This is a genomic window from Pseudomonas sp. EA_65y_Pfl2_P74 (assembly GCF_963970575.1).
Taxonomy (GTDB): Bacteria; Pseudomonadota; Gammaproteobacteria; order Pseudomonadales; family Pseudomonadaceae; genus Aquipseudomonas; species Aquipseudomonas baetica_A.
The window spans coordinates 1-23,938 of sequence record NZ_CAXAOQ010000024.1 but is presented as its reverse complement, the minus strand read 5'-3'; the positions used below and the strand labels follow the sequence as shown (position 1 = coordinate 23,938).

Genomic DNA, 23,938 nt, shown 5'->3' with positions numbered 1-23,938 from the left:
GGCCGCACGCGTACGTACGGCCAGAACGGGCGCAGTATTACCAAGGGAATGTGAAAAGTTTGTGAGGATCTGGCGTGGTGCGGGGCAGGTCGTTTCGGGAACAGCGTCTGCCGTTCCCGGGGGGCTGGCGGGGGCGGGGATTCAGGCCTGGGGGTTACGCTGAACGACCGGCAAAGGTTGCGGCTGGGCACCTTGGGTCAGCAGGCGCAACTGCGCCAACTCCTGCTTCAATTGGTCGCGTTCGTTTTTCAATTGACGCAGTTCATCGCGACGGATTGTCACGTACAGGGTTTGTGGCGGCATTGCTGTGTGTACTGTGCCCATTGCTCACCTCGCAAATGGCGTGTCTCAACTGTAAGTCGTCCCCGATTCGGGGTGCTGACTTACTATCGGCGCCAATTTTGGTTTCTTTTGTCGGTGAATGGAACTTTTTTATTTTTCATGGTCGGTGTGTCTTCGCCACGATTCAAGGCGTTATCAGTCTGGATCGGGCACAATGCCCGGAAACTTCATCGCAACGCTCTGGACTAACCTCCATCAGTCGCGTTGGGCTATAACCAATGACACACATTTATTTGCAGTAAGGAGCATCAGCACATGCAACTCGGGATTATTGGACTGGGCCGCATGGGCGGCAATATTGCGCGGCGCCTGATGCTCAACGGTCACACCACCGTTGTTTACGACCGCAATACCGCCTTTGTCGACACCCTGGCCGCCGAGGGCTCTACGGGCGTTGCCGATTTGCCGGCACTGGTCGCCGGCCTGGCCAAGCCGCGTGCGGTTTGGGTCATGCTGCCGGCCGGTGCGCCGACCGAAGACACTATCGAAACCCTGAGCACCCTGCTTGAGGCCGGCGATACCATCATCGACGGCGGCAACACCAACTATAAGGATGACATTCGCCGGGCGAAGACCCTGGCCGAGAAAGGCTTGCATTACATCGACGTGGGCACCTCCGGTGGCGTCTGGGGCCTGGAGCGCGGCTACTGCATGATGATCGGCGGCGACGCCGAAACCGTGACGCGTCTCGATCCATTGTTCGCCGCCCTGGCGCCGGGCATGGGCGATATTGCGCGCACCAAGGATCGCAAGTCCGACGATCAGCGTGCCGAGCACGGCTACATTCACGCCGGTCCGGCCGGTGCCGGGCACTTCGTGAAGATGATTCACAACGGTATCGAGTACGGCATGATGGCGGCCTTTGCCGAAGGCTTCGACATCCTCAAGACCAAGTCGAGCGAGCGTCTGCCGCAAGATCAGCGTTTCGACCTCAACGTGGCCGACATCGCCGAAGTCTGGCGTCGTGGCAGTGTGGTGTCGTCCTGGCTGCTGGACTTGACCGCCGACGCCTTGGCCGGTGACCCGAAACTCGACGGGTTCTCCGGTTCCGTCGCAGACAGCGGCGAAGGTCAATGGACCATCGAAGCGGCCATGGAACAAGCGGTGCCGGTGCCCGTGCTGTCGAACTCGCTGTTCTCGCGCTACCGCTCGCGCGGTCAGGGCACCTTTGGCGACAAGATCCTGTCGGCCCAACGCTTCGGCTTCGGCGGCCATGTGGAGACTCCAAAGAAATGACCCATACGATCCGCAGAAAATCCAAGGCAGAACCCGCACCACCGACCACGCTGTTTTTGTTCGGTGCTCACGGCGACCTGGTCAAGCGCTTGCTGATGCCGGCGCTGTATAACCTCAGTCGCGACGGTTTGCTTGATGAGGGTCTGCGGATCGTCGGTGTTGACCACAACGCCATTACCGATGAAGCCTTCGCGCAAAAGCTCGAAGACTTCATCCGTACCGAAGTGGCGGCGAAAGTCGGCAAGGGCGATCAGATGCTTGATCCGGCCTTGTGGGCCAAGCTCGCCAAAGGTATCAGCTACGTTCAGGGCGATTTCCTGGACGACAGCACTTATAGCGCGCTGGCGGCAAAAATTGCCGACAGCGGCACCGGCAATGCGGTGTTCTACCTGGCCACCGCGCCACGTTTCTTCAGTGAAGTGGTGCGCCGCCTGGGTGTCGCCAAATTGCTTGAAGAAACCCCCGAAGCATTCAGAAGGGTGGTGATCGAGAAGCCGTTTGGCTCCGATCTGCAAACGGCCGAAGCGTTGAACGCCTGCTTGCTCAAGGTGATGTCCGAGAAACAGATCTTTCGGATCGATCATTACCTGGGCAAGGAAACCGTGCAGAACATTCTGGTCAGCCGGTTTTCCAACAGCCTGTTTGAGGCCTTCTGGAATAATCATTACATCGACCACGTACAAATCACCGCCGCCGAAACGGTTGGTGTCGAAACCCGTGGCAGTTTTTATGAACACACCGGCGCCTTGCGGGACATGGTGCCCAATCACCTGTTCCAGTTGCTGGCGATGGTCGCCATGGAACCCCCGGCGGCGTTCGGCGCCGATGCGGTGCGTGGCGAGAAGGCCAAAGTGGTCGGTGCCATTCGGCCATGGACGGTTGAAGAGGCTAGGGCAAACTCGGTGCGTGGGCAGTACAGCGCCGGTGAAGTCGCAGGGAAGCCGCTGGCCGGTTATCGCCAGGAAGCCAACGTGTCACCCGACAGCAGCACTGAAACCTACGTCGCGCTGAAGGTCATGATCGACAACTGGCGCTGGGTCGGCGTGCCGTTCTACCTGCGCACCGGCAAACGCATGAGCGTGCGCGACACTGAGATCGTCATCTGCTTCAAGCCAGCGCCGTATGCGCAGTTTCGCGATACAGAGGTTGACGAGTTGCAACCGACCTACCTGCGCATCCAGATCCAGCCCAACGAAGGCATGTGGTTCGACCTGCTGGCCAAGCGCCCGGGCCCGGCCCTCAACATGGCCAACATCGAGTTGGGGTTTGCTTACAAGGACTTCTTCGAGATGCAACCGTCGACCGGCTACGAAACGCTGATCTACGACTGCCTGACCGGCGACCAGACGCTGTTCCAGCGCGCCGACAACATCGAGAACGGCTGGCGCGCCGTGCAGCCGTTCCTCGATGCCTGGCAACAGGACGCCAGCGTGCAGACGTATGCCGCCGGTGAAGACGGCCCGACCGCCGCCGAAGATCTACTGACTCGCGATGGTCGCGTCTGGCACGGTCTCGGATGAACGACGCGCGGCAACAACCCATCCGTTTTTTGCTCAGTGACATGGACGGCACACTGTTGCTGCCCGATCACACATTGAGCCAGCGCACCATCGAGGCCGTTCGTTCATTGCGCGAAGCAGGCGTACTGTTCAGTCTCGCCACCGGGCGCCCACCCAAAGCCATGTTGCAGCAAATCGAGGCGTTGGGCGTCGATCTGCCGACGGCGGCCTTCAATGGCGGCACCATCGTCAATCCTGACGGCAGCCTGCTGGTGGCGCATTATCTTCCGGCCACCGCTGCGCTGACGGCACTGGCAACGTTCGCCGATCAGCCCGATGTCGAAATCTGGGTGTTCAGTGGTGGCGACTGGTTACTCAAGGGTCCGCACGGCCCGATGGTCCCGCGCGAACAGCATGGCCTGGGCTATCCGCCGGTCGTGGTCGAGAGTTTCGAGCCGTATCTGGAGCGTATCGACAAGATCGTTGCCACCAGCAATAACACCGAACTGCTGATCGAACTGGAGGCGCGTTTGCTGCCCAGGGTTGAAGGTCAGGCACAGGTGTCGCGTTCGCAACCGGTGTATCTGGACGTCACGGCGCTGGAAGCCCACAAGGGGACTGCGCTGGCGACGATCGCCGCGCATCTTGGCATCCCGTTGGAACAGACAGCCGCGATCGGGGATGGTGGGAATGATCCGGCGATGTTCCATTGCGCAGGATTGTCGATTGCCATGGGGCAGGCGGAGGAGGCGGTGCGGCGTCAGGCTGATGTGGTCACTGCGCCAAACACCGAAGATGGCGTCGCCCAAGCGATCGAAAAATACATCCTGCCTCGCTGATTCACGCATAAAAAAGCGGGAGCGGACTTGCTCGCGAACGCGGCGTTTCAGTCAACGTATCGTCGAATGACACACCGCGTTCGCGAGCAAGCCCGCTCCCACAACAGTTATGTGTTTACAGCCAGTAGCTGACGGCGTACCAGCCCAGGGAACCCATCACAACGGTGTAAGGCACTGCCATCCACACCATTCGGCCATAAGACAGACGCACCAGCGGTGCAATTGCCGAGGTCAGCAGGAACAGAAACGCCGCCTGACCATTCGGTGTCGCAACACTCGGCAAATTGGTGCCGGTGTTGATCGCAATCGCCAGCGTCTCAAAGTGCTCGCGGGTCATGTGCCCAGCCAGGAATGCCTGTTTCACTTCGGTGATGTAAATGGTTGCCACGAACACGTTGTCACTGATCGCCGAAAGCACGCCATTGGCAATGAACAACATGCCCGGTTGCTGGTCAGCCGGCAGCGCCAGCACCCACTCGATCAGCGGCGCAAACAAGTGTTGATCGTGAATCACCGCCACCACGGCAAAGAACACCACCAGCAAGGCAGTGAACGGCATGGCGTCCTTGAACGCGCTGCCCAGACGATGCTCGTCGGTGATCCCGGTAAACGCGGTGATCAACACGATCACCATCAGGCCGATCAGGCCGACTTCCGCGACATGGAAAGCCAGCCCGGCAATCAGGATCAGCGCGGCGGCGCCTTGCACCAGCAGGGCGGCGCGTTGACGATTCGTGCGCTTGGCGTTGTCCTCGGCGGCATAGTTGGCGAGGACGGCGCGCACGTTCTCCGGCAGCAGTGTGCCGTAACCGAACCAGCGCAGCTTCTCCAGCAAAACGCAGGTCACAAGACCTGCCACCAGCACTGGCACGGATACCGGGGCGACTTTCAAGAAGAACTCGGTGAAGTGCCAGCCCATTTCATGGCCGATCAGCAGGTTCTGTGGCTCGCCGACCAATGTGCAGACGCCACCCAGCGCCGTGCCCACCGCGCCGTGCATCAACAGACTGCGCAGGAACTCGCGGAACTGTTCCAGATCGTCATGTTGCAGGGCGGGCAGGTGTTGGTCATCACTGATTTCACTGTCCTGCCGTGGATCGTTCCCCGAGGCAACGCGGTGGTAGACCGCGTAGAAACCGACACCCGCGCTTATGATCACTGCTGTGACGGTCAATGCATCGAGAAACGCTGAAAGAAACGCCGACAGGAAGCAGAACATCAGGGACAGCAGCGCTTTTGAACGTACGCCCAATAACAGCCGCGAAAACAGAAACAGCAGCAGATCCTTCATGAAGTAAATGCCGGCCACCATGAACATCAGCAGCAGGATCACCGGAAAGTTGTGCACCAGCTCATCATAAAGTGCCTGCGGCGTGGTCATCTTCAGCAGCAGAGCTTCAATCAGCAACAGACCGCCGGGCATCAACGGATAGCACTTGAGGGCCATGGCCAGGGTGAAGATAAACTCGATCACCAGCAGCCAGCCAGCCGCGACGGGGCCGGCAGTGAACAGCACGACAGCATTAAGGATCAGGAATCCAACGATGGTCGCTTTATACCAGCGTGGTGAATGCCCTAGAAAGTTATGCGCGAACGCCTGGGCCATTGAACCGGACATCGGTTGCTCCTTGTCTTGAGAAGCGCGCAAGTTGCCGGATGTGAGAACGAAGATCAAGCTCTTAGGCGTTCAGATACCGCGCGATCACGGCCCGGTAACGGCCATTCAGCGAATAACCACCGACGAGGATAGCGCCATCCGCTTGCACAGCCAGTGAGTTTGCCGTGTCGAGACTGTGTCCCAGACGGGTGCGCAGCCAGCCATTGCCATGGCCGAAGCTTGGGTCCAGGCGGCCATCGGCGTGGTAGCGGGCCACGATGAAATCTGCTTCGATCCCGCCAATGGTTGCACCTGCGGCGATGATTCGGCCATCTGCCATGCGCTGGGCGGCGCTCCATTGGCAGCCGCTGGGACCGATGTCCAGCAGTTGCGGCTGGCCGTTATTGCGATGCAGGTCGGGGCGACCATTGGGGTGAAGGCTGAAAGCCAGGCAGCGGAGCGGGTCGAAACTGCTGCCGAAACAGTGCAGGGCGTCTTCGGACTCAAGGACCCGACTGATCTGAGCGCTTCGCCCATCAGCCTTGATGGTCATGAAGCCGTCTACTGCAAAACGCTCGTCAAGACGACCATCGGGCAGATAGCGCGCCAACAGGCCTTGCTGAGGGAAATCGATTGAACCGCCCACCACGATCCGCCCGTCTTCCTGCAGCAGCAGACTACTGAGCCAGGTATTGAGCAACAGATGGCGGATCATCACGAAGCCGCGACCGTTGAGGGTTTCATCCAGGCTGGCGTCGGGTTTGAGTCGAATCAGCATGCCGGCATGGTCAGCAAGTTCGAAATGGTGGTTGGCGATCAGCAGAATATGCCCGTCGGCCTGTACCGCTAAATCGCAGGCCTCAGCACCCGGTACGCCCGGAGGCAGCCAGGGGTCACGGGAGCCCATGGACAAATCGCCCGGCAGGCATACAACTTTGCGGCCATTATCCCCAAACGTTTGATCCGGTCTGCCTTGAGCGTCGAACAGAGCGACGGCGGGCAGTGTGCGATGGGTGTTTTCATAGTGCAGGCCGGCCAGCAGGATGCGTCCATCGGGCAACGCCTGCACTTTGCCGCCCATGGCCTCGAAACCAGGTGCAAAGGTGCCGATCACGCAGCCTTGATCACCGAATGATAGATCGGTGGAACCATCGGCGAGCAACCGAGCAAGGCCGAAACGGCTGCCTTGTGCAAGGCCGACTTTGGCTGCCACAAGAATCCGCCCTTGCGCATCCAGGGCAACCTCTTGAGTCAGGCTGGACACACTGTCGGGAAAATAAACCTGGGCGACTCCGTTGGCGGCAAATGTCCTGTCGAGTTGACCGGCATTATTAAATGGCGTCGGGAGCAGATAAGTATTCAACGTTGACATGCACGCATCTCCTTGCGAGTTGACCAGAACCGGGTGCCGGTCGGGTAACTGCATGAGCGGAACATTCAATCCCTGAACAGAGGGAAGTACAACTGTAAGAACTAACAGGTAGAGGGTCACACTGTGCCAGAACAGTGTCTTTTTGAACCAATGGCAAGCCTGCCAAGCAGTTACGTTGCCGCGCGTGGCTGAAAGTTGTACAGAAGTATGGGGAGTAAAATAGAAACAGCAACTAAGAACAGGAGAGCGGATGACCTCAAAGTCATCCGCCTTACCCGGCTATCAATGTGGCATCGACCACGATTGTAACGCGTAACCTTCTTCGCTCAGTTCGGCGCGAGCCTGCTGCAGCAACTGTTCCAGCTGTGCCGGGTCGGAGTAGGCGGTGCTCGGAATCTGTTTACGGCCGATACGTGAATTGGTGCGGTCGATAACAGTCAGGCTCAATTCGCCATTGCCGTCTTGTGGGGCCCAGGCCACGCACTGGAAAGGTTGAAACGCGTGGTTGGCAATCAAAAGAGCTTCGTTGATACGGAGCGGGGCGGTCATGGGGTTTTCTCTCTTTAGTGCCCAGTCAAGTGATAGGCCGTCGGTTGGGCTCACCGATCGGCTGGTTACTTGTACTGATGCACGCAACCGGGGAGCAGGTCACACTTGAAACAAAGAAATTTCAAATTTCTTTTATGCAGTCGGATTTTCTGGAGAACTTGAAAGTTTGCTTAAAGAGACCAAGTCGATAGCTAGCTAATAATTACGTTTCTTATAACGTATTTGCCGGTAGATCTATAAGCAATCGATACAAGGCGCCGTCAAATTCTTGCTAGTGTTACAGCCAGGTCTGCCAAATGACTGTTTTTAAAATAAATTCCTTAAATTTGGCGCCAAGGAACAGTCATGAGTGAAGCGCCCGCATTACGACGTTTATTGGTGGTCGATCCCTGCGACGACTGTCACCGCTTACTACCCGGTTTGCGCGCGGCAGGCTGGGATGTCGACAGCTGCAGCCTGGAAAACGCCGCCGACCGTAGCTGTGATGTCGGCTTGCTGCGTTTGCAGCCTTTTCACCTGGAACGTCCCGAAGCCGTCAAGGAACTGATCAGTCGCAGCGGCACTGAATGGATCGCTGTGCTCAATCAGGAAGTCCTGCGCTTGCAGAACGTCGGTGACTTCGTCTGTGAATGGTTTTTCGATTTCCATACCTTGCCGTTTGACGTGTCGCGGGTGCAGGTCACCCTCGGCCGCGCGTTCGGCATGGCGCGCTTGCGCGGGCAGGGCACGGTCCACATCGATCAGCCGGAACACGAACTGCTCGGCGACAGCAAACCGATACGCGAACTACGCAAACTCCTCAGCAAACTGGCGCCCACCGAGTCGCCCGTATTGATCCGCGGCGAAAGCGGCACCGGTAAAGAGCTGGTTGCACGCACGCTGCATCGTCAATCCCAGCGTAACAACAAGCCGTTCGTGGCGATCAACTGCGGTGCAATTCCTGAACATTTGATCCAGTCCGAACTGTTCGGACACGAAAAAGGTGCGTTTACCGGCGCTCATCAGCGAAAGGTCGGGCGCATCGAAGCGGCCAATGGTGGCACGCTGTTTCTTGATGAAATCGGTGATCTGCCGCTGGAACTGCAAGCCAATCTGCTGCGCTTTCTTCAGGAAAAACACATTGAACGGGTTGGCGGCAGTCAACCGATCCCGGTTGATGTGCGCGTTCTGGCGGCGACTCACGTCGATCTCGAAGCCGCCATCGACAAGAAGCTCTTTCGCGAAGACCTGTATTACCGTCTCAACGTTCTGCAAGTCGCCACCGCGCCCCTGCGTGAGCGCCACGGCGATCTGTCGATGCTGGCCAACCACTTTTCCCACTTCTACAGTCACGAAACCGGACGCCGGCCGCGCAGCTTCAGTGAAGATGCGCTGATTGCCATGGGCAAACACGACTGGCCGGGCAACGTTCGCGAACTGGCCAACCGCGTGCGTCGAGGCCTGGTATTGGCTGAAGGTCGGCAGATCGAAGCGCGCGACCTGGGTTTGATCAGCCAGCACGCAATCGCCACTCCGATGGGGACGCTGGAAGACTACAAAACCCGTGCCGAACGCCAGGCGCTGTGCGATGTGTTGAACCGGCACAGCGACAACCTCAGTATCGCGGCCAAGGTGCTTGGCGTTTCGCGGCCGACTTTTTATCGCTTGTTGCACAAGCATCAGATCCGCTAGGGCGGGGGAAACGAACAAGGCCCGCTGCGACGTAATCGCAGCGGGCCTTGTTCGTGGTCGAGCGGTCAGAAGTAGTACGGGAATTTCAGGCTGAAGGAAAAGTCCGGGGCATCATCAGTCAAGCCGATAGACAGGTTGGGAACGATGGTCAGGTTATCGGTGGCCGCAACGGTCATGCCGATGTTGAAGTAGCCGGCGTTGGCATCACTGGACACCACCGACTGCCAATCCCCACCGTCTTGTTTGAGCTTGCTTTGACGTTGCACCAGATCAGATACCGAGAACGACATGCTCATCTTTTCGTTCAAGGCGAAGGCTACACCGGCGCCGATCTGGAAGCTGTCGCCGATTCGCACTTTGCCCGGGGTTTTCTGGTTGACGGTCGAGCTGATGTCGTCGAACGACTCCTCAAGGTTATGTGTGTAGGACAAGCTGCCGAACAACACCGCCGGGTCGAAGGTTTTGACCAGCGAGATGCCTGGCGTAATCGACCAGACGCCGTTGCCGGTCGGCAGGGTGTCAGGCACGAACAGGTTGGTGTTGGCGTCGGTCTGGCGCAACTTGATGCCGAACGGGTCCTTGCCGGTCGGCGCCTTCACGCGCAAGGTGACCACGGCGTCCGGGGTGTTGACGGACTCGTCCATGAATTTATAGGCGATACCGAAGTTGACGTCGCCAATGGTGGGATCTCGCGTAACGTCCTGCTCGGTTGTTACGCCGGCAGCCCCCTGATTGCCGCCACCGGACTGATAGGTCGATTCGCGGTACACCACTGGCACGTTCAGATCAAACTGCCAGCGATTGTTGAAGTTGTAGCGGCCGGTGACGTCCAGCGTCCAGGTATCGGCCTTGATACGGTCAAGGTTGATGTTGCCCAGAAAAATCGAATCCAGTGCGAGAAAACCATTCAGGATCAACTGACGGGTGTCATAGCGCGAGTAGGTAATGCCGGTTTCGAGACTGAATTTACCGCCGCCAAAAAAGCCACTGGCTTCGTCATACAGGTTGGATACGCTTTGCGCCGGTTGTGAATCGTCGGCCAGCGACTGCCCGTAACCACTGCCACCTGCAGCGCCTCCGGATGCAGTGGCAGAGCCAGTGCGGTTTGCAACGGCATTGCGTTTCATGTCTGCAGGCGATTTGACCAGGCGCTTGGGAGGTGGGGCTACGGGTTGCTCCTCAACCTGGCGGACTCGTTGTTCGAGCACCGCCAGGGCCTTTTGTTGTACTTCGTATCGTTGTTTGAGTTCCAGAAGTTCTTGCTTGAGTGTCGCGACGTCCGCGTCGGGTGCTGCTTGCAGCATGGCGGCGGGAAGAAGCGTACTCAAACAAACCGCTGTACGCAGTGATACTGATCGATACATGAATAAGCCGTCCCTTTAAACCCAATGATCGAGACCAAGCGTAGTTCAATATCCGATATTGCGTAGGGCCCTGAGTTGACTCAGGTTACAGTCCAATGCGCCGGCGCTCATGCCGTTGTTGTTCAGAACTACGTTGAGTTGGGTCATGTTGTTGACCACGTTGGCACTGCCGAGCAAGCGGGTGTTTTGCAGCAAACCACCCTGGGCGACCTGTTGCAGGGATGTACCCTGATTTCCGGAGGCCTGAATAGCCATTTGAATGCCACTGCCGGTGGCCGAAACGGCCACATTCCCGGCAGCATTACCACCGGTGATGGTTTGTCCGGCCATCAACGCCTGCCCTTGAGCGGGTACCAGCGCTGGAGCCCTGGAAGCCTCTGAGACATTGATTGCGACGTTATTGTAGGCCGTGTTGCTGTCGCCAGCGGCGCGCACGCTTTGCGTCACGCCCTGGCTGCTGTTGAGGGCGGCGCCACCGGTAATCGTGCCGGTGCCGGCTGTCAGGGGGCTGCCGTTGCCGTGCTCCTTGATGGTCTGAACATAGAATTCGGGTTTAACGGTTGCTGCTTGAAGTTGCATTGAGGTCGATGCCCCGATCAGGTCACCACTGGCATTGCGCCAGGTACTGCTCATGACAATACCGAAGCTGATGATTCGCCCCGGCATGACATAACGACCGCGCAGCTCGGCGAGCTCCTGGTCCTTGACTTCGATGGGTTTGAATCCTGCATTGGCGTAGCCTGAAACGCTCGCTGCCAGGCAGGCAGCGGCCAGCCAGTATGAGGTTTTCATCTGCTGCTCCCGGGACGTCCAGTCCCATTCTTTTATCGGCGATTAAAAGAAGTCGCTCTGTATGAATCCGAAATCCATCAACTCGGCGTCTCGGACAGGGTTGAAACCATCGAGTTTGTTCTTGGCGGTCAGCGGTGTCGGAGGGCTTCGTAACGCATTGGTTTTGTCATATCCGGGACCGACGATGGCGAAGACAATGCCGTTCCAACCTTTGACAAAGTCATCGTGGCCGTAGCGTTTATGGCCTAAAACCGGGTCTGCGATGTAAACCCAATCCTTGTCCGCACGCTGCAACACCACGAAATGCTTGTAGCCGCGAATCTCCATCAGTACCACCACCGGAATGGTCACCGCTTCGAGTTTCTCGGGCGGAATCCGGTAACCCCTGGCACGCATGCCGATGCTTTCAACGTAGCGCTTCATGTCCAGCATGGAAAAACCTTGAGTGCGAACAAGGTCCGGGTCGGAATTGACCAGCATGCCTTTGATGATGTGCTCCTCATCGACGTCGAGCCAATAGGCCTGGCGTAACACCGTGGCCAGTGCGGCGGCGCCGCAACTGAAATCGGTTTTCTGTTCGACGATGTCGGAAAACTTGCGCTCACGAATGCTTTGCACGTTCTTGTAGACGAGTGTGCCGCCGGGAAGGGCAGCCACAGGCATCTGGGCAGCCTGGGACAGGCCGGACAGGCAAAGCAGAGCGATAAGGGCAGTCTTACGCATGATCGATACGCCTTTGCGGACTGAGGAAAAGCCCCGTTGCCGGGGCTTTCGTTTCGATCGCGATTACATGCAGGCTTTGCAACCTGCAGCGATGGACAGCGAGTTGCTTTGTTGGTTGCCCACACCGGCCGAGACGTTGGCTCCACCGTTGCCGGAGAAGTTGTTCATCGAACCAGTCATGTTGGCAGTGTTGGTGACTGGGTTTTTCCAGCCATCTTTGGTCAACACTTGCTGAGTGGTTACGCCAGCGAGGCCAAAAGTACCCACGGCTTCGAACTTGGCTTTTTGATCGTCATTGCCACCACCGTGACCACCTTTGTTGCCGTACCCACCGTGGTGGCTGTCATCGCCTTCGATGGTTGCAGTGCCTTTGGCTTTAAACACACCAGCGGCTGCAAAAGTGCCGGTGAGGGTGTCTTTTTTGTAGGTTTGCACACCTTTGTTTTCGACCACCAGGCCAGTGGAAGACTGGTTGGCCGCGGCTGCGGCCTGAGCGACACGACCGCCCGATACAGCGATAGCCAGGTTGTTTTTCTGTTGGTTGAAGTTGCCAGCCGTCACGTTGACGCCGATGTTGCCGGAGCCGTTGTTGCCTGCATTGTTAAGTGTGGCGTTGTTGACGGTCGACGAATTTTTTACGTAGTTGTTGTTGTTGACCTGAGTTGCACTCGAGGCAGCAACAGCAGTGCCGAAGATGAAGCTTTCGTCGGCGGTCGCCAGAGCGGCAGCGTTGTCTTGTTGGTTACCGTCGCCTGCTGCGGTGTTGGCACCCATGTTGCCGTTGGAACCGTTGAGCGAGTTGTCGGTGGTGGCGTTGTTTTTGGTGCCCTGGTTTTTCACCACGTTGCCGTCGCTGTTCTGTGTATCCAGTACAGCGGCGCCGGCACCGGCAGTGATTTGCAGGAGCTGCTCCAGGGTTGGGCCTTTTGGTGGAGGAGGCTGGTGACCATGACCGCCGTTGTTACCATGATCGTTACCGCCTGCCTGAGCTGCCATTGCCATTACTGCTGCAAGAGCGAAAACCAGTGGTTTAAGAGCCATTGTAGGTTTCATGGTGTTTCTCCGTGCTTATTAGTTGGTTAAGTGTTGGGACTTTTCTAATTGCACTGCTTTTTTTTGTTTGGGTCAGTCTGCGACCCGGATGCTCAGGGTGTTAGCCATACGGTTCCCCACCCCGGCACTCTGGTTCACCTGGATGACCCCTCGGCTGCCGGTGAAGGCCTGATCACTTGTCGTGACCTGGCGACTGCCGGGTGAGGTACCAGTTGCTCCTGAGCTCGGTAACAACGCCACGTTCTGTTGAGAAAGGGCGCTATCGTCAACGCTCTGCGGGGCAGCACTGATGCTGACGCGCGTCACGTTGGCCATCTGGTTGTTGGCCCCGGCGCCCTGGTTTACTCCCAGGATTCCGTTGCCATTACTGAAAGAGGTGCCGCCAATGGTGGCGCTGGCATTCATCGACCGGTCGGCCGGCGTGTCGATTCGCTGCCTGACGATGGTGCTGGCGCTGGCGTCGGTGCCAATCGCGATGGCTTTGGTATTGGCTTGCTGCATCTGGTCACCGGCGGCCTGGTTGACGTTGAAGTTGCCGCGGTACTGCACACCAGAATCCTGGATGTTGGCGTTGTTTACCGAGCCAGGGTCGGCCGCCATAGCGCTGGTGCAGCCGATGAAGGCGAGCAGGAGCAGGGAGCGATTCATCTCATTGGCCTCCAGCCATGCGGGTCAAAGGAGCCAGTCCAGTGCTCATCGCACGGTTGACCGTGTTGGAGATCGAGCCGCCGGCACCGCCGCCATGGCCGGCACTCATGCCTGGCATACCGCTGGGGTTGGTCAGGGTGTTCATGCCGGGCAGATTCGAATTGGGTGCGGTGATGTTGCCGCGAATCGACGAGCCGCTGGCGACGCTGGCAAAGTCACCGTCGCTCAGTTCGGTATTGCTCAGAGTCTGGTTGATTCGCGCCGATGGGTTGGCGTTGACGGTGGTCGGGTAGGGGTCTTTGCCACCATTGCGCCCGATAGGAATCGGCTGGACATCGCGATTGAGGACGATCACGCCATTGCCTTCGGCCTGAACGTTGAAACTGAGGATGGTGCTGGCGGCTGATCCGATCAGCAGAAGGCAGGTCAAGCTTTTTTTGAAATTCCCCACGGCTGCAATTCCTTCTTCAGTGGGCTGGCCCTAGTCAGCGTTGTGAAGGAGATAGCGAATCCTGTGCCGCTTTATGATTGTTCTGGAATTTCAATGGGTTACTGGGAATGGATGCGACGCTGACACAGGAACTGTTTCAGCGTTGAAACAGGCCGGCTGGCAAGTATCCGACCAAAGTCGATACAAAGCTCTGGAAGAAGGGTTTGCGCCAATGTGTTTCAGCCGCTTAACAACTGGGATGACAACGCGGTGAAGGCCACTGAGACGGGCGCTTTGCACTCAGGCAAGTGTTTCAGAAACGGACACTTTGGCCCGCGAGACGGTGGCAATGAGGCCGGCGTCCCTATGAGTCGGCTGATTCGGCCAGCAATCGCTCGACCGCAGCAAAGGCTTGCGCCTGGCGCTCGGTCCAATGGCCTTGAATGATCTGAAACGGTTGCCGGTGCTGCTCAAGCCAGTCGTGGGTAGCCTGGTAAAACCCTAAACGCTCGCCAAGATCCGGCTGGCAGCGTTGCCCGTCATCGGTCCAGTCGATCTGCTCCGGGCACAACAGCAGGTGCAAGTCGTAATGCCGGGCCAGCAACTGCGGCTCCAGCCAGGGTGGGCAATCGCCGAACAGGGTCTGGCTCCACAGGATGTTGCTCAACAGGTGGGTGTCGAGAATCAGCAGTGGCGGTTGCTGCGCCCGCGCATGATCCTCCCATTGCAGTTGGCCGCGGGCGATCTCGGGGATATCGGCCAGACACGTCTCCCGAGGGTTCTGTTCGATGAAAAAGCGTACGTATTCGTCGACGCGCAGGCCACCGAAATGCTGCTGAAGGCCGGCCGCCAGCCAGCTCTTGCCGGTGGACTCGGGGCCGGTCAGAACCACGACTTTCATGTGCGCAACGCCGGATCAGCCCGCCATTCACGCCAGCCTTGTACCGCCAGCAGGGTGAACAAGCCGTACAACGCGGCGGTGAGGTAAAGCCCTTTGTAGATAAACAATCCGACAAAGATCACATCAAGCACGAACCACAGAGCCCAGCATTGCAGGCGTTTTTGCGCCATCCACAGCTGTGCCACCAGGCTGAAACCGGTGAGTGCTGCGTCCAGCCACGGTTGTGCAGCGTCGGTCCAGTGGGCCATGGCCGCACCGAGCAACACACTGCCAACCGCGCCAGCGCACAGGCCAAGGAAAATCGAGCGGGTGTCGAGGCGGGTCACTTCGCGCCCGTCATGCATCGTCCCGGCACGCGTCCATTGCCACCAGCCGTAGATCTGAAGGGCGGCGTAGATCACTTGCAGCAACATGTCCGAATACAGCTTCACTTCAAAGAAGATCCAGCTATAGAGCAACACCATGACCAAACCGATGGGCCAGCACCACGGGTTCTGTTTGACCGTCAGCCAAACGGCGATCACACCGAGGGCGGCAGCAAACAGTTCAAGCCCGGACATGTAGGTTCCTTTGGGGGAGTTGAAGGGGGGCGGATTGTACCCAAAAACACGACCGAGGCATTAAGCGCTGCGCCGCCTGACCTGAGGGAGCGAGCTCACTCCCTCAGGGGCATGGTTGTCAGACGCGGAACTGGCGCAGCAGGCTGTTCAGTTGTTCGCTCAATTGCCCCAGCCGCGCACTCGCCGCACTCGACTGCTCTGCCGCCATTGCGGTGCTGTGAGACAACCCGGCTGCTTGCGTGACGTTCTGGTTGATGTCCTCAACCACATGCGCCTGTTGCAGCGTCGCACTGGCAATCGACGCGTTCAGGCCATTGAGATTGCGCAATGCCTGGCCAATGGCGTTCAGGCTGGCACCGGCCAGCCCGGCCTGTTCGATGGTCAGTTGCGAAGCCTTGCTACTGTCGCCGATCACCTTGACCGCCGCTTCGGAGTGATTTTGCAGTCGCTCGATCATCGATTGGATCTCCGCTGTCGACTTCTGCGTACGCTGCGCCAGCAAGCGCACTTCATCCGCCACCACGGCGAATCCGCGGCCCTGTTCGCCAGCGCGCGCCGCTTCGATGGCCGCGTTGAGCGCGAGCAAGTTGGTTTGCTCGGCAATCGAACGAATCACTTCCAGCACGCTGCCGATCTGGGTACTTTCGTCAGCCAGGGTACGAATCACTTCAACGGCTTGATCAATGGTGCCGGACAACTTGTCGATCTGTTGCAGGCTACCGTCGATATTGATCTGGCCCTGTTGTGCCTGCGCCTCGGCGTCGCGCATTTCGGCGGCGGCATGCTCCGCGTTCTTAGCCACATCCTGCACACCGTAAGTCACCTCGTTGATCGCGGTGGCGACCAGTTCCATCTGTTGCGATTGTTGCTGGCTGCGTTCCTGGGCCTGCGAGGCATCGTTGCCCAGTTCGCAGGACGACTGGCCGAGGGCGCTGGCCGATACCTGCAAGTCACCGATGACCCGGCGCAATTTGGCAGTGAACGCGTTGAAATGACGAGCCAGCTCCGTGACCTCATCCTTGCCGTGGGTATCGAGGCTGCGGGTCAGGTCGCTTTCGCCGCTGGCGATGTTGGCCATGGCGCTTACGGTTTCCTGCAATGGCCGTACGATACTGCGGGCAATCAGAATCACCAGCAGGGCCATGATCAGCGAAATCGCCAGGCCGACGACCGACGCCTTGATGACTTGCCCCTGGAACTCGACCTGCACATCGTCGACATACACGCCAGAGCCAATCACCCAGCCCCAAGGCTCAAACAACTTGATGTAGGACGTTTTGGCAACAGGCTCGGTGGCACCGGGTTTTGGCCAACGGTAATCGACCATGCCGGCGCCCTTGGCTTTGGCGATGGCGACCATTTCGTTGAACACTGCAAAACCGTCCGGATCGCGGATCGCCGAGAGATTCTGGCCTTCAAGCTTGGGGTTGGTGGGGTGCATGACCATCACGGGCGTGAGGTCGTTGATCCAGAAATAGTCACTCTGGTCGTAGCGCAGGCCACGGATGGCGGTGACTGCCTGTTTTTGCGCGGCTTCTCTGGTCAGAGTGCCGGCGGTTTCCAGGTCATGGTAATAGGTCAGCAATCCGCTGGCGGTCTGTACCACATGCTGGGTTTTCTGGGCTTTGGCGTGATACAGGTCATCGTGAATCTGCTTGAGCATCAACACGCCCAAGGTTAGCAACATGACCACGGCCACAATCAAGATGAGCCACAAGCGTCGGCTGATCGACACACTGCGCAAGCTGTTCATAACGCTGTCACTCCTGATTCTTTTTCTTGTAATAAACGACCGCCAGCATCCAACCACGATTTCGTGAGCGGGCATACGCGACCCAAGTCGTATAACGCGGCAGCGCTAATAAGGCTTGTCTGTTAGGATTTCGGCCCCGCGTGTGAAAACCTGAATCCAAATTAATATTTCACGGAATTTTGACCCCTTCGTGTGGATCCTGAGCGCGCGGAATCGGTACCGCAATATCCGGCCACGCTGATCGCAGTGAACGTTAGAAAATACTATCGGAGCATGCCTGAGCGCATCGCTCTTTGGGGGATTGATGGATCTTTGGACTGCCTTGCAGGCACTGATACTAGGCGTTGTAGAAGGGCTGACGGAGTTTTTGCCCATTTCCAGTACCGGACACCAGATCATCGTTGCCGACCTGCTCAATTTTGGCGGCGAGCGGGCCATGGCGTTCAACATCATTATTCAGCTTGGCGCTATCCTCGCAGTGGTCTGGGAATTTCGTCGCAAGATCCTCGACGTGGTGGTCGGTTTGCCGACTCAGCCCCGCGCGCGGCGCTTTACCGCCAACCTGCTGATCGCTTTCATGCCCGCCGTTGTGCTGGGCGTGATCTTTGCCGATCTGATCCATCAGTATCTGTTCAACCCGATCACCGTGGCTACGGCGTTGGTGGTGGGGGGCGTCATCATGTTGTGGGCTGAACAGCGACAGCATGAAGTGCACGCGCAAACGGTCGATGAGATTCGCTGGACCGACGCGCTGAAAATCGGTTTTGCGCAATGCCTGGCAATGATCCCCGGCACTTCGCGCTCCGGCTCGACGATCATTGGCGGCCTGCTGTTCGGCCTGTCACGCAAAACCGCCACCGAGTTCTCGTTCTTCCTCGCCATGCCAACCATGGTCGGTGCTGCGGTTTACTCCGGTTTCAAGTACCGCCATCTGTTCGTGCCGGCCGACTTTCCGGTGTTCGCCATCGGTTTCGTCACTGCGTTTATCTTCGCGATGATTGCGGTACGCGGTTTGCTCAAGTTCATTGCCAGCCACAGTTATGCAGCGTTTGCCTGGTATCGAATCGTCTTTGGTCTGGTGATTCTGGCAACGTGGCAGTTTGGTTGGGTGGACTGGTCGGCGGCCAAGCCGTGAGTGATACCCGCGCACGCCGCCCCGAAGGTCGACCTTCGGGCGGCGGTATTCAGAACCTGAAACTGAAACTGGTTGTTCTGGCTGTCGTCTGTGCGTTGCCGTTGTACGGCTCGCTGTCGATGGGGGGGCGCGGGATATCGCTGGTGCCGTTGGCGGCTTATGGCGTCGTCAGCGTGCTGGCGTTCTTCATGTATTGGGCTGACAAGCGCAAGGCCCGCGCCGATGCGTGGCGCACGCCGGAGAACATTCTTCATGCGGTTGAACTGGCCGGTGGCTGGCCCGGTGCGTTGATCGCCCAGCAGGTGTTCAGGCACAAGACACGCAAGGTCTCGTATCAGATTTTGTTCTGGGTGATCGTCCTGTTGCACCAGGTGTTCTGGATCGACCAGATCTTCCTCGGCTCCAACCTTTTGGCACTGCTCTAAACAACACGTTGAAGTCGTGTGGGAGCGGCTTGCTCGCCCCCACAGTTTCGAAGGGTTGTTTTCAGCCGGATTCGGTTACAACCGCAGGCCGACTTGAGTTTTCTTCGGCAGCTTGCTCACCACCAATTGATGCGAACGTTGCAGCAAACCCCGCAACTCCTCAGCGGCCAAAGGGTAGGGCGGGTGCATGATGATCCACTGGGCCCTTGCCAGATAGGGCGCCGGATGAATCCCCGGTCGGTCGCAATGGCCCAGAAACAGATCCTTGTCTACCTTGAACGCCAGCGAATCGCCGCGAAGCCCTTGCAAGGCAAACATCTTGTTGCCAGCAATCGAAAACACCCGAACGCCACCCCACTTGTAGTCTTCGTGCGCGCCCGGCAATGCCAGACAGAACGCGGCCACGTCGGCTTCGCTCATCTTTCCTTGTTTCATAACAACCGCTCCCCACAGGCACTGAACGATTCGACCAGATGATCGATCCACGCGCGCACGGCCGGCATCACGCCGCGCCGATGCGGATACACCGCTTGCAGCCAGCCGCCGGTCAGCGACCATTCGGGCAGCAACTGCACCAGCGTGCCGTTTTGCAACTCGTTTTCGCAGTACATCATTGGCAGCAAGGTGAAGCCTTGGCCCGCCAGGACACAGGTCTTGCGCACGATAAAGTCATCAATGCCCAGGCGCGCCTCCATGTTCAACTCGAAACTTCCGCCATCCTGATCGAACAGTCGCACATGCACCAGGCGATCAGCCTCAAGCGCCCCCAGCACCGGCAGGTTTCTCAAGTCCTGCGGGTGGTTGATTGTTTGCCCCTGGATAAACGCCGGGCTGGCCACCAACACCGTTTGCGCCTGGCGCAAGCGTCGGGTCACCAACAGCGGGTCTTCATCACCCGGTTCACGCACACGCAGGGCAACGTCGAAACCCTCGGCGACCAGGTCCACACGGCGGTTGAGCAGGACTATTTCCAGTTGGACCTTAGGGAATTTGCCAAGAAACTCACTGATGACCGACGGCAGCATTTCCCGCGCCAGACCGGTTGGGCATGACACCCGCAAACGGCCGCGCGGCTCGCTGGACATGCTGGCCACGGCTTCGTCAGCCATTTCTGCTTCCAGCAGCATTGCCTGGCAGTGGCGCAGATATCGTTCGCCGACGGCCGTCAAATTGAGTTGGCGGGTGGTGCGTTGCAGCAAGCGCGCACCGAGACGCTCTTCCAGTTCAGCAATGCGCCGCGACAGCCTTGACTTGGGAATGCCCAGCAAACGCCCGGCCGCCGCGAAGCCGCCAGCCTCGACGACTTTGGCGAAGTAGTAGAGATCGTTGAGGTCTTGCATGGTTGAGATCCGACTGTTCTATCAGTGGGACGAACTATCGCATTGTTGGCGGCTAATCAGCTATTGGTTTGTTGCGTAGGATTGTCTCCATTCCGTCGCCACCGGCGATTCATTCCAGGAGATTCCACATGAAACTGCTGCATATCGATTCGAGCATTCTGGGCGACAACTCGGCTTCCCGTCAGTTGAGCAGCCAAGTCGTCAACGCCTGGCAAGCTGCAGAGCCAAGCGCCGTAGTGACCTATCGCGACCTGGCCGCTGACGCCATCAGCCACTTCTCGTCGACCACGCTGGTTGCTGCCGGTACGACCGCTGAACTGCGCGACGCCGCACAACAGCATGAAGCCGATCTGAGCGCTTCGACGCTGGCCGAGTTCATCGCCGCCGATGCTATCGTGATCGCCGCGCCGATGTACAACTTCACCGTGCCGACCCAACTCAAGGCCTGGATCGACCGCGTTGCGGTTGCCGGCCAGACTTTCCGTTACACCGAAGCCGGCCCAGAAGGCCTGTGCGGTGGCAAGAAGGTGGTCATCGTCTCCACGTCTGGCGGTATCCATGCCGGCCAGGCGAGCGGCATTGCCCACGAGGAATATCTCAAACTGGTGTTGGGTTTCCTTGGTATCACAGACATCGAGATCGTCCGTGCCGAAGGCCTGGCGTATGGTGAAGAAGTGCGCAACAACGCCATGACTGCTGCTCAAGCGAAGATCAGCGAGCAACTTTTCGCCGCCGCGTAAGGCTTGCATAAAGAACTGCTCAAGTTCAGGCAATCCCCCGAAAACTCTGTATTCTGGTTCTGCAAGGGCCGAATACGGAGTTTTTTGTTTCTGACTGTTACATAATCTGGCCCAGGTTATGCAGTCAAACGATCAGCGTCTGGATGCATTGTCGTCACAGTTCGTCGAATTCCCGGCGTACCGGCCTCACAAAGCAACGGATCTTTCGATTGAGTAACAACAGGGTGGGGCACCCCATGATGCGTCTTAGTGCAGCGTTACTGATTTGCCTGCTGGGCGGCCTGAACTCAGTGCAAGCTGCGCCTGGGGTTCACCCGGTCTGGAGCGTTGGCTACCACGAGATGACATTCCTCGATCCGCTGGATCTGCAACCGATGCGCGCCATCGCGTTCTATCCCTCCAGTGAGCGCAAGCACATGAGCCTGCTTGAGGGCTACTCGATTGAAGCCGGCGAAGACACCAAGGTCGCCATGGGCCGTTTTCCGATGCTGATGCTGTCCCACGGCAACACCGGCACCCCCTTGGCGCTGCACGATCTTGCCACCTCGCTGGCCCGCAAAGGGTTTGTGGTGGTCGCGGTGATCCACCCCGGTGACAACTCCAAGGATCACAGCCGACTGGGCACCCTGAGCAATCTCTATGGGCGGCCTATCCAGATTTCCGAAGCGATCACCGCCACCCTTGGCGACCGCATGCTGGCGCCGTTCGTCAATGCGGATCAGGTCGGAGTCATCGGATATTCGGCGGGTGGTGAGACAGCGTTGATTCTCTCTGGCGCACAACCGGATCTGGATCGCCTGCGCCGCTATTGCCAGGAGCGCCCGGATGATCGGGACGCCTGCAACACCAAGGGCGAGCTCATTGTTGATCGTGACGACTTGCAACCGGTGGCCGACCCGCGTGTTCATGCCTTGTTGCTGATGGCGCCGTTGAGTCTGAAGTTCGGTCGTCAAACGTTGGCCGACGTGCATGTACCCGTGCTGCTGTACAGCGGCGATGGCGACAAACTCGTCGCATTCGATAAAAACGCGGCGGCGCTGGCGCGTAAACTGCCGACTGCACCGGACTTCAAGCTACTGGCCGGAGCAGGGCACTTTGTGTTCATGGCGCCGTGCAGCGAAGAGCAGATTCTCGCCATGCCGGCGCTGTGTACCGATGCTGATGGCGTGGATCGTGAAGACATCCACCGCAACCTGATTTCCGAGGCCGGACGATTCTTCGCCCATACCTTGGGCAAACCGAGCCGAGCGGGGATGCAGACAGCGGATCAATAAATATCGTCGGTTCATCACGATCGAAGCACTTCAGACCTGAGATTCTGCCCGCCGCTTGAGCAGCAGCGTCAACCCCAGCCCGGTCACCGACAACAGCGCCGCACTGAAGAAAATCCACGAATACCCCAGATTCAACGCCACCGCGCCCATCAACGGCCCGGCAATCGCCAGCGCCAGATCAAAAAACACCGCATAAGCACTCAACCCGGCACCACGGCTGGAGTTGGGCACCTGTTTGATCGCCTCGACCCCCAGTGCCGGATACACCAGCGACAGGCCGAACCCGGCCATGCCTGCCCCCATCAACGCGTACGCCGTGGAGGGCGCCAGCCAAAGCATGACCAGGCCAACGGTTTCAATGGTCATGCAGGCAATGGCCGAATTGAAACCGCCGAAGCGACTGATGGCAGAGATGAACAGCAGGCGCGACAGGATGAAACACACGCCGAAAACGGTCAGGCAATACGCGGCGCCGCTCCAGCCACGATTAAGGTAATAGAGGGTGATAAAGGTGGTCAGCGTGCCGTATCCGATCGAAGCCAGACTCAAGCTTGCGCCAAACGGTGCAATGCGTCCGAACACAGCCCAAAAAGGCAGCCGTTCGCCGCGCACCACCGGCACTGAAGGTTTATTGCGGATCAACAGCAGCGCACCGATAGCCAGCACCGACAGTGCGATGCCGAGACTGGCAAAACCGTAATCGGCGACCATCACCACACCCAGCGGCGCGCCGATGGCAATCGCGCCGTAAGAGGCGATGCCATTCCAGCCGATTGATCGGGCCGTATGTTCGACCCCGACCTGGCCCATGCACCAACTGATGGTGCCCACCCCGATCAAGCCTTGGGCGATGCCCAGCAGCAAACGCCCGGCAATCAGAATCAGCAGGCTCGGCAGCGCAAAGCTTTGCAGCAGCGTCGACACCAGCGTCAGCACACCGCTGAACACAATCCCCAGCAGCCCATAAACAATCGCCCGTTTGGTGCCGATGGTGTCCGACACGCGTCCGGCCATCGGCCGACTGAGCAGCGTGGCCAGGTACTGCGAGCCGATCACCAGCCCGGCAATGATGGCGCTGAAACCCAATTGTTCGTGAACATAACCGGGCAGCACCGCAATCGGCAGTCCGATGCAGAGAAAGGCAATAAAGGTATAGAAAACGATGGATACGATCTGCAGGGTGATCGCCATAGAGCTTTGCGGAGCAGACATGAGGACTCGTTCGCGGGCGGCGGTGGGAGAGTTCGCATCATGGCGTGGGCGCAGAACAAAAGAAAGCAGGCTAACTATTTTCCTGAGCGCTGATTTCGTTGCGGCGCGCTACAGGTTCAATGCGCTCCCCTGTGGGGGCGGGCTTGCTCGCGAAGGCATCTGAACCGCCATGTTCCTCACGTCAGATTGCAAAAAGCCCCGTCACAAAGGACAGGGCTTTTCACTGGCAGCTGTCTCGTCCTGAATAAGGTTTACACCTTCTGGCTTCTTATCAGGAGGGTGCAATGGATACGGGCGCAAAACGTAGTCAGCGCGATTACACGCTGACTTTTAAATTGTCAGTTGTCGACCAAGTAGAAAAAGGCGAGTTGAGTTATAAAGAGGCTCAACGGCGCTACGGGATCCAGGGCCGGTCGACGGTGTTGGTTTGGTTACGCAAGCATGGTCGACAAGATTGGAGCCAAGGCGCCTCCATCCGTACCC

25 protein-coding genes and 1 pseudogene are annotated in these 23,938 nt (G+C 58.4%); 9 read left to right on the top strand and 17 right to left on the bottom strand.

Going from position 1 to position 23,938, the window contains the following annotated elements:
• Nucleotides 1-141: 141 nt before the first annotated feature.
• A complete protein-coding gene (locus tag AACY18_RS19180) occupies nt 142-324 on the bottom strand; it encodes a DUF6026 family protein (RefSeq protein ID WP_221731650.1) in 183 nt (60 codons plus the stop codon).
• Nucleotides 325-597: 273 nt separating this feature from the next.
• Between AACY18_RS19180 and gnd the strand changes: the two genes are divergently transcribed.
• From gnd to AACY18_RS19165, 3 genes are read left to right on the top strand one after another with little or no spacing between them, the layout of a single operon-like run.
• Nucleotides 598-1,578 (top strand): phosphogluconate dehydrogenase (NAD(+)-dependent, decarboxylating), encoded by a 981-nt coding sequence (gnd, locus tag AACY18_RS19175; protein ID WP_339465725.1) that lies wholly within the window; start codon nt 598-600, stop codon nt 1,576-1,578.
• Entirely contained in the window at nt 1,575-3,098 is a 1,524-nt protein-coding gene (gene zwf, locus AACY18_RS19170; protein ID WP_339465722.1) for a glucose-6-phosphate dehydrogenase, read from the top strand. The genes gnd and zwf overlap by 4 nt, the downstream gene beginning before the upstream one ends.
• Nucleotides 3,095-3,916, top strand: coding sequence for an HAD family hydrolase (locus AACY18_RS19165; protein WP_339465721.1), 822 nt, complete (start codon nt 3,095-3,097; stop codon nt 3,914-3,916). The genes zwf and AACY18_RS19165 overlap by 4 nt, the downstream gene beginning before the upstream one ends.
• A gap of 115 nt (nt 3,917-4,031) precedes the next feature.
• Here AACY18_RS19165 and nhaB read toward each other — a convergent pair whose 3' ends face one another.
• The 3 genes from nhaB to AACY18_RS19150 all read right to left on the bottom strand — a co-directional run bounded on the left by nhaB (nt 4,032) and on the right by AACY18_RS19150 (nt 7,434).
• Nucleotides 4,032-5,534: a sodium/proton antiporter NhaB gene (gene nhaB, locus AACY18_RS19160; RefSeq protein WP_339465720.1), complete on the bottom strand. Its 1,503-nt coding sequence runs from the start codon at nt 5,532-5,534 to the stop codon at nt 4,032-4,034.
• A 61-nt stretch (nt 5,535-5,595) separates the two neighbouring features.
• Complete coding sequence (locus AACY18_RS19155) at nt 5,596-6,885, bottom strand: hypothetical protein (protein ID WP_339465719.1); 1,290 nt, start codon at nt 6,883-6,885, stop codon at nt 5,596-5,598.
• 282 nt (nt 6,886-7,167) lie between these two features.
• Nucleotides 7,168-7,434 carry a hypothetical protein gene (locus AACY18_RS19150; RefSeq protein ID WP_221731656.1) on the bottom strand — a complete coding sequence of 89 codons (267 nt, stop codon included), beginning with the start codon at nt 7,432-7,434 and terminating at the stop codon, nt 7,168-7,170.
• 345 nt (nt 7,435-7,779) lie between these two features.
• On the opposite strand from AACY18_RS19150, the gene AACY18_RS19145 reads away from it, so the two are divergent.
• The gene (locus AACY18_RS19145; RefSeq protein WP_339465718.1) at nt 7,780-9,105 is read left to right on the top strand and encodes a sigma-54 dependent transcriptional regulator; all 1,326 of its coding nucleotides are present in this window, start codon (nt 7,780-7,782) and stop codon (nt 9,103-9,105) included.
• A 65-nt stretch (nt 9,106-9,170) separates the two neighbouring features.
• Here AACY18_RS19145 and AACY18_RS19140 read toward each other — a convergent pair whose 3' ends face one another.
• The 10 genes and pseudogenes from AACY18_RS19140 to AACY18_RS28160 all read right to left on the bottom strand — a co-directional run.
• Nucleotides 9,171-10,469: a hypothetical protein gene (locus tag AACY18_RS19140; protein WP_339465717.1), complete on the bottom strand. Its 1,299-nt coding sequence runs from the start codon at nt 10,467-10,469 to the stop codon at nt 9,171-9,173.
• Between the two features lie 45 nt (nt 10,470-10,514).
• Nucleotides 10,515-11,261: a hypothetical protein gene (locus AACY18_RS19135; protein WP_339465716.1), complete on the bottom strand. Its 747-nt coding sequence runs from the start codon at nt 11,259-11,261 to the stop codon at nt 10,515-10,517.
• A gap of 42 nt (nt 11,262-11,303) precedes the next feature.
• Entirely contained in the window at nt 11,304-11,984 is a 681-nt protein-coding gene (locus tag AACY18_RS19130; RefSeq protein WP_339465715.1) for a C39 family peptidase, read from the bottom strand.
• A gap of 63 nt (nt 11,985-12,047) precedes the next feature.
• On the bottom strand, nt 12,048-13,037 hold the full coding sequence (locus AACY18_RS19125) for a heme utilization protein (RefSeq protein WP_339465713.1): 990 nt from the start codon (nt 13,035-13,037) through the stop codon (nt 12,048-12,050).
• Between the two features lie 72 nt (nt 13,038-13,109).
• Nucleotides 13,110-13,685 carry an adhesin gene (locus tag AACY18_RS19120; RefSeq protein ID WP_339465711.1) on the bottom strand — a complete coding sequence of 192 codons (576 nt, stop codon included), beginning with the start codon at nt 13,683-13,685 and terminating at the stop codon, nt 13,110-13,112.
• Nucleotide 13,686: 1 nt separating this feature from the next.
• Nucleotides 13,687-14,136: a hypothetical protein gene (locus tag AACY18_RS19115; RefSeq protein ID WP_339465709.1), complete on the bottom strand. Its 450-nt coding sequence runs from the start codon at nt 14,134-14,136 to the stop codon at nt 13,687-13,689.
• Nucleotides 14,137-14,479: 343 nt separating this feature from the next.
• Nucleotides 14,480-15,016 carry an AAA family ATPase gene (locus AACY18_RS19110; protein ID WP_339465707.1) on the bottom strand — a complete coding sequence of 179 codons (537 nt, stop codon included), beginning with the start codon at nt 15,014-15,016 and terminating at the stop codon, nt 14,480-14,482.
• On the bottom strand, nt 15,013-15,576 hold the full coding sequence (gene pnuC / locus AACY18_RS19105; RefSeq protein WP_339465706.1) for a nicotinamide riboside transporter PnuC: 564 nt from the start codon (nt 15,574-15,576) through the stop codon (nt 15,013-15,015). The genes AACY18_RS19110 and pnuC overlap by 4 nt, the downstream gene beginning before the upstream one ends.
• Before the next feature lie 118 nt (nt 15,577-15,694).
• Nucleotides 15,695-16,429 (bottom strand): methyl-accepting chemotaxis protein, encoded by a 735-nt coding sequence (locus tag AACY18_RS28165; RefSeq protein WP_401138962.1) that lies wholly within the window; start codon nt 16,427-16,429, stop codon nt 15,695-15,697.
• A gap of 123 nt (nt 16,430-16,552) precedes the next feature.
• Nucleotides 16,553-17,239 (bottom strand): annotated as a pseudogene (locus AACY18_RS28160) (cache domain-containing protein); the annotation flags it as partial.
• Nucleotides 17,240-17,633: 394 nt separating this feature from the next.
• Between AACY18_RS28160 and AACY18_RS19095 the strand changes: the two are divergent.
• Nucleotides 17,634-18,464: an undecaprenyl-diphosphate phosphatase gene (locus tag AACY18_RS19095; RefSeq protein ID WP_339465704.1), complete on the top strand. Its 831-nt coding sequence runs from the start codon at nt 17,634-17,636 to the stop codon at nt 18,462-18,464.
• Nucleotides 18,461-18,889, top strand: a complete 429-nt coding sequence (locus tag AACY18_RS19090; protein ID WP_339465703.1) for a DUF1294 domain-containing protein — start codon at nt 18,461-18,463, stop codon at nt 18,887-18,889. Before AACY18_RS19095 ends, AACY18_RS19090 begins: the two co-directional genes overlap by 4 nt.
• Nucleotides 18,890-18,964: 75 nt before the next feature.
• On the opposite strand, the gene AACY18_RS19085 is transcribed toward AACY18_RS19090, so the two are convergent.
• Together AACY18_RS19085 and AACY18_RS19080 are read right to left on the bottom strand one after the other, a co-directional pair.
• On the bottom strand, nt 18,965-19,324 hold the full coding sequence (locus AACY18_RS19085) for an MmcQ/YjbR family DNA-binding protein (RefSeq protein ID WP_339465701.1): 360 nt from the start codon (nt 19,322-19,324) through the stop codon (nt 18,965-18,967).
• Nucleotides 19,321-20,229 (bottom strand): LysR substrate-binding domain-containing protein, encoded by a 909-nt coding sequence (locus AACY18_RS19080; RefSeq protein WP_339465699.1) that lies wholly within the window; start codon nt 20,227-20,229, stop codon nt 19,321-19,323. Before AACY18_RS19080 ends, AACY18_RS19085 begins: the two co-directional genes overlap by 4 nt.
• 128 nt (nt 20,230-20,357) lie before the next feature.
• On the opposite strand from AACY18_RS19080, the gene AACY18_RS19075 reads away from it, so the two are divergent.
• A complete protein-coding gene (locus AACY18_RS19075; protein WP_339465698.1) occupies nt 20,358-20,969 on the top strand; it encodes an FMN-dependent NADH-azoreductase in 612 nt (203 codons plus the stop codon).
• A 236-nt stretch (nt 20,970-21,205) separates the two neighbouring features.
• Nucleotides 21,206-22,243: an alpha/beta hydrolase family protein gene (locus AACY18_RS19070; RefSeq protein WP_339465697.1), complete on the top strand. Its 1,038-nt coding sequence runs from the start codon at nt 21,206-21,208 to the stop codon at nt 22,241-22,243.
• Between the two features lie 30 nt (nt 22,244-22,273).
• Here AACY18_RS19070 and AACY18_RS19065 read toward each other — a convergent pair whose 3' ends face one another.
• Nucleotides 22,274-23,455, bottom strand: coding sequence for an MFS transporter (locus AACY18_RS19065; protein WP_339465695.1), 1,182 nt, complete (start codon nt 23,453-23,455; stop codon nt 22,274-22,276).
• Nucleotides 23,456-23,739: 284 nt separating this feature from the next.
• Between AACY18_RS19065 and AACY18_RS19060 the strand changes: the two genes are divergently transcribed.
• Nucleotides 23,740-23,938: helix-turn-helix domain-containing protein (locus AACY18_RS19060; RefSeq protein ID WP_339431018.1), on the top strand; the 199-nt coding region annotated here is incomplete at its 3' end.

Excerpts from the sequence above, each read along its gene's own strand:
- AACY18_RS19140 (WP_339465717.1), bottom strand. The coding sequence starts at position 10,469 with ATGTATCGATCAGTATCACTGCGTACAGCGGTTTGTTTGAGTACGCTT.
- AACY18_RS19075 (WP_339465698.1), top strand. The coding sequence starts at position 20,358 with ATGAAACTGCTGCATATCGATTCGAGCATTCTGGGCGACAACTCGGCT.
- AACY18_RS19125 (WP_339465713.1), bottom strand. The coding sequence starts at position 13,037 with ATGAAACCTACAATGGCTCTTAAACCACTGGTTTTCGCTCTTGCAGCA.
- AACY18_RS19135 (WP_339465716.1), bottom strand. The coding sequence starts at position 11,261 with ATGAAAACCTCATACTGGCTGGCCGCTGCCTGCCTGGCAGCGAGCGTT.
- AACY18_RS19080 (WP_339465699.1), bottom strand. The coding sequence starts at position 20,229 with ATGCAAGACCTCAACGATCTCTACTACTTCGCCAAAGTCGTCGAGGCT.
- nhaB (WP_339465720.1), bottom strand. The coding sequence starts at position 5,534 with ATGTCCGGTTCAATGGCCCAGGCGTTCGCGCATAACTTTCTAGGGCAT.
- zwf (WP_339465722.1), top strand. The coding sequence starts at position 1,575 with ATGACCCATACGATCCGCAGAAAATCCAAGGCAGAACCCGCACCACCG.
- AACY18_RS19145 (WP_339465718.1), top strand. The coding sequence starts at position 7,780 with ATGAGTGAAGCGCCCGCATTACGACGTTTATTGGTGGTCGATCCCTGC.
- AACY18_RS19155 (WP_339465719.1), bottom strand. The coding sequence starts at position 6,885 with ATGTCAACGTTGAATACTTATCTGCTCCCGACGCCATTTAATAATGCC.
- AACY18_RS19085 (WP_339465701.1), bottom strand. The coding sequence starts at position 19,324 with ATGAAACAAGGAAAGATGAGCGAAGCCGACGTGGCCGCGTTCTGTCTG.
- AACY18_RS19070 (WP_339465697.1), top strand. The coding sequence starts at position 21,206 with ATGATGCGTCTTAGTGCAGCGTTACTGATTTGCCTGCTGGGCGGCCTG.
- AACY18_RS19095 (WP_339465704.1), top strand. The coding sequence starts at position 17,634 with ATGGATCTTTGGACTGCCTTGCAGGCACTGATACTAGGCGTTGTAGAA.
- AACY18_RS19180 (WP_221731650.1), bottom strand. The coding sequence starts at position 324 with ATGGGCACAGTACACACAGCAATGCCGCCACAAACCCTGTACGTGACA.
- pnuC (WP_339465706.1), bottom strand. The coding sequence starts at position 15,576 with ATGTCCGGGCTTGAACTGTTTGCTGCCGCCCTCGGTGTGATCGCCGTT.
- gnd (WP_339465725.1), top strand. The coding sequence starts at position 598 with ATGCAACTCGGGATTATTGGACTGGGCCGCATGGGCGGCAATATTGCG.
- AACY18_RS28165 (WP_401138962.1), bottom strand. The coding sequence starts at position 16,429 with ATGGAACTGGTCGCCACCGCGATCAACGAGGTGACTTACGGTGTGCAG.
- AACY18_RS19150 (WP_221731656.1), bottom strand. The coding sequence starts at position 7,434 with ATGACCGCCCCGCTCCGTATCAACGAAGCTCTTTTGATTGCCAACCAC.
- AACY18_RS19065 (WP_339465695.1), bottom strand. The coding sequence starts at position 23,455 with ATGTCTGCTCCGCAAAGCTCTATGGCGATCACCCTGCAGATCGTATCC.
- AACY18_RS19120 (WP_339465711.1), bottom strand. The coding sequence starts at position 13,685 with ATGAATCGCTCCCTGCTCCTGCTCGCCTTCATCGGCTGCACCAGCGCT.
- AACY18_RS19130 (WP_339465715.1), bottom strand. The coding sequence starts at position 11,984 with ATGCGTAAGACTGCCCTTATCGCTCTGCTTTGCCTGTCCGGCCTGTCC.
- AACY18_RS19110 (WP_339465707.1), bottom strand. The coding sequence starts at position 15,016 with ATGAAAGTCGTGGTTCTGACCGGCCCCGAGTCCACCGGCAAGAGCTGG.
- AACY18_RS19165 (WP_339465721.1), top strand. The coding sequence starts at position 3,095 with ATGAACGACGCGCGGCAACAACCCATCCGTTTTTTGCTCAGTGACATG.